General features: G+C 35.6%; 6 protein-coding genes and 4 pseudogenes. 4 read left to right on the forward strand and 6 right to left on the reverse strand.

Going from position 1 to position 6,896, the window contains the following annotated elements:
* A pseudogene (locus GQR93_RS15145) lies at nucleotides 1–276 on the reverse strand (hypothetical protein); the annotation flags it as partial.
* Nucleotides 277–365: 89 nt separating this feature from the next.
* Between GQR93_RS15145 and GQR93_RS15150 the strand changes: the two are divergent.
* Both GQR93_RS15150 and GQR93_RS15155 read left to right on the forward strand, forming a co-directional pair.
* Nucleotides 366–788, forward strand: a complete 423-nt coding sequence (locus GQR93_RS15150; RefSeq protein ID WP_054736405.1) for a hypothetical protein — start codon at nucleotides 366–368, stop codon at nucleotides 786–788.
* Between the two features lie 222 nt (nucleotides 789–1,010).
* The gene (locus tag GQR93_RS15155) at nucleotides 1,011–1,799 is read left to right on the forward strand and encodes a hypothetical protein (RefSeq protein ID WP_054736407.1); all 789 of its coding nucleotides are present in this window, start codon (nucleotides 1,011–1,013) and stop codon (nucleotides 1,797–1,799) included.
* A 125-nt stretch (nucleotides 1,800–1,924) separates the two neighbouring features.
* On the opposite strand, the gene GQR93_RS15160 is transcribed toward GQR93_RS15155, so the two are convergent.
* From GQR93_RS15160 to GQR93_RS15175, 4 genes are all read right to left on the reverse strand, one after another.
* Nucleotides 1,925–3,007 (reverse strand): helveticin J family class III bacteriocin, encoded by a 1,083-nt coding sequence (locus GQR93_RS15160; protein WP_159298876.1) that lies wholly within the window; start codon nucleotides 3,005–3,007, stop codon nucleotides 1,925–1,927.
* A 27-nt stretch (nucleotides 3,008–3,034) separates the two neighbouring features.
* Nucleotides 3,035–3,460 carry a hypothetical protein gene (locus GQR93_RS15165; RefSeq protein ID WP_159298877.1) on the reverse strand — a complete coding sequence of 142 codons (426 nt, stop codon included), beginning with the start codon at nucleotides 3,458–3,460 and terminating at the stop codon, nucleotides 3,035–3,037.
* Between the two features lie 745 nt (nucleotides 3,461–4,205).
* Nucleotides 4,206–4,385, reverse strand: a complete 180-nt coding sequence (locus tag GQR93_RS15170; protein ID WP_054736411.1) for a hypothetical protein — start codon at nucleotides 4,383–4,385, stop codon at nucleotides 4,206–4,208.
* Nucleotides 4,386–4,673: 288 nt separating this feature from the next.
* Entirely contained in the window at nucleotides 4,674–5,777 is a 1,104-nt protein-coding gene (locus GQR93_RS15175; protein ID WP_159298878.1) for a replication initiator protein A, read from the reverse strand.
* Between the two features lie 601 nt (nucleotides 5,778–6,378).
* Here GQR93_RS15175 and GQR93_RS15180 point away from each other — a divergent pair.
* Both GQR93_RS15180 and GQR93_RS15185 read left to right on the forward strand, forming a co-directional pair.
* Nucleotides 6,379–6,485, forward strand: a pseudogene (locus GQR93_RS15180) (DUF536 domain-containing protein); the annotation flags it as partial.
* 44 nt (nucleotides 6,486–6,529) lie between these two features.
* Nucleotides 6,530–6,619, forward strand: a pseudogene (locus tag GQR93_RS15185) (IS5/IS1182 family transposase); the annotation flags it as partial.
* A gap of 37 nt (nucleotides 6,620–6,656) precedes the next feature.
* Here the strand turns inward: GQR93_RS15185 and GQR93_RS15350 are convergent.
* Nucleotides 6,657–6,896, reverse strand: a pseudogene (locus tag GQR93_RS15350) (hypothetical protein); the annotation flags it as partial.

The raw sequence follows: 6,896 nt of genomic DNA on the forward strand, positions 1-6,896 counted from the left end.
TTCATCTTTGTTTGTTAACTGTTCTTTAAGAGTTTGCACTTCGTTTTCTAAAGTCTTATTTAAAATTTTATATTCATTCTCACCATTATTGTCTTGCTTAAGCTTTAAAGAACTATTTGTAAAGTATTCTTTAATTGACTTAACATCTTTATCTTCTATTTGGTAGTGCCCATTGACTTTATTAGGCTGTAAATCCTCGGGAAGCTTTGCAATGATTTGGTAAACTCTTACACGACTAACGTTTAATTCTTTAGCTATTTCATTTATTGTCGCCATATATTTCTTAAACCTCCTTTGCTAAAAGTTTATTTAATCTTATCATGTATTTGTAAAAGATTAAAATATTGTAATAAGAGGGATTCATTGTGAAGAAATTATTTGTATCAATATTATTTGTAATTTCATTATTTACACTATTTATTGTTAGTCCAAACAATGCTAGTGCCAAGAATTTAAAATATGGCTTTAGAACTGCCACACTTCCAACACACTATCTAGGAATTTGGGATAATCATTTATATGGTCATAGATACGTTTTAATGTACGTTAAAAATCGGCATACTATTTATTACAAAGATGATTATGAAACAAATAAATCAATAACATGGAATGAAAAAAATGGCTTTCTTCATTTTATTGTTGCTAAAAATAAAAGTTTAGATAAAAGTTCAAAACGTTTCTATATGTATAATCCCAAAGAAAATTTTTGTACCTTATATACTAAACATGGTCACGTCTACGTTGGTGCAGATATCTCTAATTTGAAAATGCATAGATTAAAGAAATAACATTAAGGTCTAACCCTAATGTAATCACTAAAGATGCTGATTTTTGCTAGTAACAAATAAGTGTTCCGCAGCCTGTCTGAAGAGTTGATTTTGAGTAGAGATCTATTAGGTTAGGCTGCCAAGTTACAGCAGGGTTAAATTAAGCGGTTCAGTTGGTTGAAGTAGGTTAACCGGTTATACTGTTAAATGAAACAATGATTACCATTAATGGAGGAAGAAATCATGAAAAAAATCATTTTAACCGCCTTAACCTTAGGAGCTTTAGCGGGTGGCGTAGGCTTTTTAAATAATCAGTCAACCTTATCGGTACAGGCTAGTACCACGTATACATGGGGGAAAACTAAGACCTATCCGAATCCACAACCATTTTATTATGCAGGAAAATCATCCGTTTATTTATGGAGCAAATATCACACAACAAAACTCCATAATTTAAAGAATTACCCGAAGACCACTTGGTACCTTTCCAAGAGCGTGCAAATGAAACATAATGGGAAATCAGCGATTTATTACGCTGTCACCAGTGGTAATGACAAAGTCAGTGGTTACATTTGGCGTGGTTATTTAACTAAGGGAATTAATCCAATCGTCACTAATTCTACAACAGCTGCGGAATCCACAATTATGGATTTATTTACAGGAGCTACTCCTGACTCACAACTACAAACTATCGCTAATAAAAATGTTAGTATTGATAGCTATAATGACTACCAATCCATGCTGGATCCGTCTGAACAAAACCGTTTTGTCTTACTATCTATCGCTGGACCATCAAATAGTACGGTGTCTAAGGAATTAATAAATGGTGATTTAAGTTACAAAGATTATGCTAAAGAACAAATAACTAATGCTTTAACTAATTTTGATCAACGAGATACCGATGAATATAATTTGATTAAAGGAAAAAACTTGACTGACTTTAATGGTTGGAAGATTGCTGTTAAAGCTTTGCCTATTACTTCTGCTGCTTACGGAGGAGCTTTTATTCTGCTAATTGCCCCAGCTAGCTAAAAATGACATTAGTATCCTTTTTAGGGGGAGTGCTAATTAAAAAACGAAAGATTCTTGTAAAATCAACGTTTTAAAGATTAATTTTACAAGAATCTTTCGTTTTTTAAAATCGATTTTGAATAACTTTAATCCCAAAAGCTTTTATCAGCCGTATAAACTCTATTTTCCAAGGTTTTTGTAGCATAAGGAAGATCATGGTAGGAAATGCCAATATACAAATCCGAAGATCCAATTTGAATTCCTTCGGTTTCGATATTTTGGTCTGCCCAATTGGTGTTTCTTAACTCAACCTGAGTTCCAGTTGTATGCCCCCAAGTAAATTTAGTTACTCCAGGAGTATCTTGAGTCGGATGATTGTCACTGGCAGCTTGACCGCTAGAAAAGTATACGGCATAGCCGTTTGACAGATCATAGCCTTGAATTGAAGAACTCGTTAAAGCACTTCGGAAGTTAGCAATTGAATAATACGGAGTTGTTACACCAGTAGAAAGCATACTGGTAGCTTCATCCAAGCGAACGTAGCCATGATCCGCATCTACTTTGTCCATAGCGTTGTTCAAGGCTTCGTTATCGTATAAAGTAAAATGTGAGGTACCATTCGTATCAAGACCCGCAATTAATAAAGTGGCTCGATCACTGGAAAGTGCTCCCTCAACTCGTTCAAGTGTGCCATACGAACTACCATCCAAAGTGGCATGATTCAATAAGGCTAAGCGAGTCACACTAGTATTCCCGTTATAAGGCGTATCCGTTGAAGTATTAGGACTATACTGAACCCGAGCTAATTGAGTTCCCCAATTTTCTGATCCACCATTAGGTTTAGTAACTACCCACCAATAATCTTCACCATTATGACTAAAATATTCCCAGGTTTGACCATGACCAAAGTTATTAAGATACATTTGCTCACCAGAAGAAAAATCTAAGTCATAGGTGTTGGTAACATTGGTTTTGGGAATTCGAGAAATAACCACATTAGTATTATCATTAATTAGTTGTAAAGCGTAAACATAAGTTGCACCGACATAAACTTTCTGAACCACGTTAGCGGATGGGAGATTTAATAGACGATATTTTAAATAGGCTGGTTGTGCCATTTTAAAGACTTCTTTCTTTATTTTTTTAACCACCACAATTCCGGAATTCTTGTTTATCAAATCGATTTGATAGTTATAGTGTAAAGCAGTTTTCTCACGAAAAACTGCCATATTGCTGCCACTTTACTGCCATTTATCTCATAGCTTTTTTACCAACAGATTTTGCGGACAAACTCCAGCAAATTTCCATAATGCTTGCTTCTGATCACGAAAAAAGGTTCGATCAGCCAAATAATCCAAGTCGTATTTCTGAGCAAGAAATTGACTTGTTTTTGAAGTCGACCAGCGTTTTAAAAAACGAGCTCTTAATAAATCGGCAGCAAACGCCTCGTGTGGGCCTAACTTGCCTAGTACCTGTAATGGCTGTTCCCGTAAATGACATTCTTTGAGTGCCTTCTGGTAACGCCTCTGAACCAGCTGTCGATTATCTAATTGCGGTTGTTGCAATAATAAAATAGCTTTGTTGAGTTGAAATTGCCATCGTTGATAGCTCATTAAAAAGTCTTTGGTCGCTCGTTCAGTGGCTCGATCATCGATTAAAGTTGATTGATTAGTTGGAAACATTATCTTCACCTAGCTTTTGTTCAAGAACACATGTTTGCTTAAATTATACGAACACATGTTTGAATCTGTCAAGCGACTTTTTTCCTTACGTCCATTGATTACCAATCAGTCCCCAGTTTTAGTTGCCACATAGTACAAAAATTAAGTTCAAAAGTGTTTAAGCACTTGAACTGAATCTATGCTAGGAAAATCCTAGGATGCTTTTTCAAAAATTAAGAATCCCAATTTAATAACATTTAATCAACTTAAACGTCCTAGGATTTTGCTACACACTCCCCTATTCTGCACAAATATTACAAGAAACAACTGTAGCATTTTCCTAGGACTAAATATTGCAGTTGTCGTAAGGGCTTGGACGCCGACACTGTCGGCTCATCTTTTTACAAAACGGCTCAATTTTGTAAAAAATGCACAGTCCCTTTATGCTCTTTAGAATTTTTACAGTTTGAGCATAGCGAAATCTAATACAAATATTTAGGATAAGAACATAGAATTTATTCTATGTGTAAGTGCGCATTGACCTCGTTTCACTCGGTCTGCTGATTACCCACCACTAATTTTAGTGTTCTTTATCTAGTTTCATTAACTAGGCCTGCTTTAAACACACTCCTTAGCCATAATAGCTCTCATTGATTCGTTATTAATTTTAACTAGATAATTAAAACAATTAGCAACATGAGGTACACTAAAAAATAGCCAGATAAGTATCTTTTTACAAGAACATTAAGCCTATATATTTCCTAAACTATTTCTTGTCTTTATCCTCTTTCTTAACGGGAAAAGTAGCAATCCCAACACCGACAGCAACAGCAAAAACAGTCTCAATTAAATCATGATTTTGATTTTCAAACACTGCATAATAAATAGCAAATAACCCAATTGCCAATAAATAGCGAAAAATAACAATCCAAATCTTTTTGCTCATAAAGCCACGCCTCCTAGAACAAGTTGCTCATGCTCAGTTTAATCAATATAAAAAACTATTCTCGCTAATTCATGTAGCTAAAAAAGAGCATAGTTCCCCCTGGAGACTGCTAAGCGCATTTTTAAGCTAAACTAGTCAATCAGTGATCAGTTAAAATGATTAGCCCGATGATTCGAGTTGGCTAAGCCGGTTAAAATTGCTCGCTGATTATTCGTATAAGCAGTTTTATCACTCTTTTAATATAAATATACGGGTAACCGCTAAAATTGCTTATCGGCGATTTTAGAGCTAATTAAAGAGGGCTGCTTGATGCTGACCTGTTTCAGGATGTTCAGCTTGATATTTAGCGTTGGCTTTTTTATTCCACCAAACACCAAATAGGTTTTGCATGGTGCCGTACAAGTAGTTTTCCACGTTCTTTATATGCTTTTCATTGCTTCTTAGGGCGTTAAAGTAGCGTCTCAAGGCTTTAGTCATCAAAGATTTTAGTTCTTCATCGTCTAGTGGGATTAGAACGCCAATGTCCTGATGATCCTTCTCAACTCGGTACTTAGCATTTAAGATAATGCCAATGAACCGGCGCATTTGTTGTGGAGTTCGGCACCAGAAGCTAAGTAATTGCACGGCTTCGGGTTCTAAGAAAACGGGGAGCCCACTGTCTTCATCAGTTAAGAAGTCATTAGCATGGTTCACCAAATCCTTGTTTTGCTTTTCTAGTTCTGCTGGTGAGAATTGGGCTGTGGAAAAGTCCAACTTTTGAGTATCTATATTGTATCTATTAGTATCTCTTTCTTTAAGTTCTTTATCTAGATCGTGTCCGATTTTCGGATTTTCGCTCGTAGCAAGGGTTTGCGGGGTGTCGTCAACGAACTTTCGCGAACGTCCGATTTTCGGATTTTCGCTCGTAGCAAGGGTTTGAGCGGTCTCCCGCGAACGTCCGATTTTCGGATTTTCGCTCGTAGCAAGGGTTTGCGGCTCTTTTTGAGCATATTCACCGCGTAAATAGACGTCAGTTGACTGCATATCTAGTTCGGCCAGGTAAAGTCGATTGGGTTCGTTTTTGCCAGTTTTGGGATTGAAATGCATGGCTTTTTGATAAAGTAGTCCTGCACGTTCCAAGTCTTTTTTCACGGCTGCTAACTTATCATTTGAGCAGTCGAATAAATCTTTAAGTTCTTGATTGGTAAAAATAAAGTAGACGTGCCCTTCCTCATCAATCCAGTGATTGCGTAAAGAATACTCTAGCCGGTCTTTTAGTACCATGTAAGCTAGCTTAGCGGCATCACTTAATCCTCGATATTGCTGGCTATACATCAATACTTTTGGAAACTGGAAGAACAAGGCCCCATAAACGTTATCAGCTTGATAAAACTTGAAATTTGTTTGATCCATTATAAAAACTCCCTTTCTATATCCAACCCACGCTGACTCAAAAGAGAGTTGCTAAAACATCTGACTTGCTTTAAAATACAAATCTGATATGCTCTAACCGAATCACAAAGCCTCAAACGATGAATGTTTTGTGATTCAGCAGCGTGTGTTGTTTTCTAGTTGCCTAAGGCAACTTCTTTTATTTTTAACAGCTAAATAAAAATGGACTAGGCAGCTCTTTGCTAGCTACTTAGTCCATTGGTTTTAATTTATTTTTTAACTATCCTTAACTTGTCCTGACGGACTAGTCCGCGGTATAATTAATCTATAAATTAGATTTCAATGTTCAGTCGATTTTAACTTGGCGGTTTCAAATCGACTGAATCTAAGTAGCTGGGTGTTAGCTACTTGCTAATAAGCAAAAAATCTCAATCCCAAGTGGATTGGGATTTTTTGCTTATTAACGTGATCTATTAATATTCGGTTGTTAAATTAGCTTTAGTTTAGCACACCGTTTTTAACGCAACAATAACTATTTTTGCTGATTGAAGTTGTATTTTAGATAGATTGACTTCAAAATAGAGAAAGAGCATTTCTAATTCAAACTGGGTGGTGATTAACCTTGGTCAAAACAATTAAACAACTTGCAGATGAATTAAAGGCTCCAAACAAACTACTCAATATCACTACCAAAGACTACCAGCAAAGAATCAACAAAAGAACAGTCAGAAGCTGTTTAGTATCTTTGTTGCTGATTATCCAAAGTGGTCTACCGTTTATGGCACAACTGTGAGCGTAAGCTCAATACCAGTCTTATAATGGTTTCATTAGCTTTTATCAGGTCACTTCTTAAAAGATACTAAACAACTTCTATAAATTTGCTCTACATTTAATTACAAATTATTTAGGGGCAAATAATCGACTCCAAAAATTACTATGCTTTTCATTATTTGCCTCTCTCGCATCCATAGAGGGACTTTCTGATTCTTGGTTAGTATTTATATTATCTTTATTTTTATCGCTCTTAAAAGTGCTCTCATAGGATTTTATTTCCTTGTTTTCTAATTTATTCAATTTGTTTTGGACATCTAATTGCAATCTTTGAGATTGATCAAGCAATTGTGTTAAGTCTTTAATGTG

Source organism: Lentilactobacillus hilgardii, assembly GCF_009832765.1.
GTDB lineage: Bacteria > Bacillota > Bacilli > Lactobacillales > Lactobacillaceae > Lentilactobacillus > Lentilactobacillus hilgardii.

Excerpts from the sequence above, each read along its gene's own strand:
- GQR93_RS15170 (WP_054736411.1), bottom strand. The coding sequence starts at position 4,385 with ATGAGCAAAAAGATTTGGATTGTTATTTTTCGCTATTTATTGGCAATT.
- GQR93_RS15160 (WP_159298876.1), bottom strand. The coding sequence starts at position 3,007 with ATGGCAGTTTTTCGTGAGAAAACTGCTTTACACTATAACTATCAAATC.
- GQR93_RS15155 (WP_054736407.1), top strand. The coding sequence starts at position 1,011 with ATGAAAAAAATCATTTTAACCGCCTTAACCTTAGGAGCTTTAGCGGGT.
- GQR93_RS15175 (WP_159298878.1), bottom strand. The coding sequence starts at position 5,777 with ATGGATCAAACAAATTTCAAGTTTTATCAAGCTGATAACGTTTATGGG.
- GQR93_RS15165 (WP_159298877.1), bottom strand. The coding sequence starts at position 3,460 with ATGTTTCCAACTAATCAATCAACTTTAATCGATGATCGAGCCACTGAA.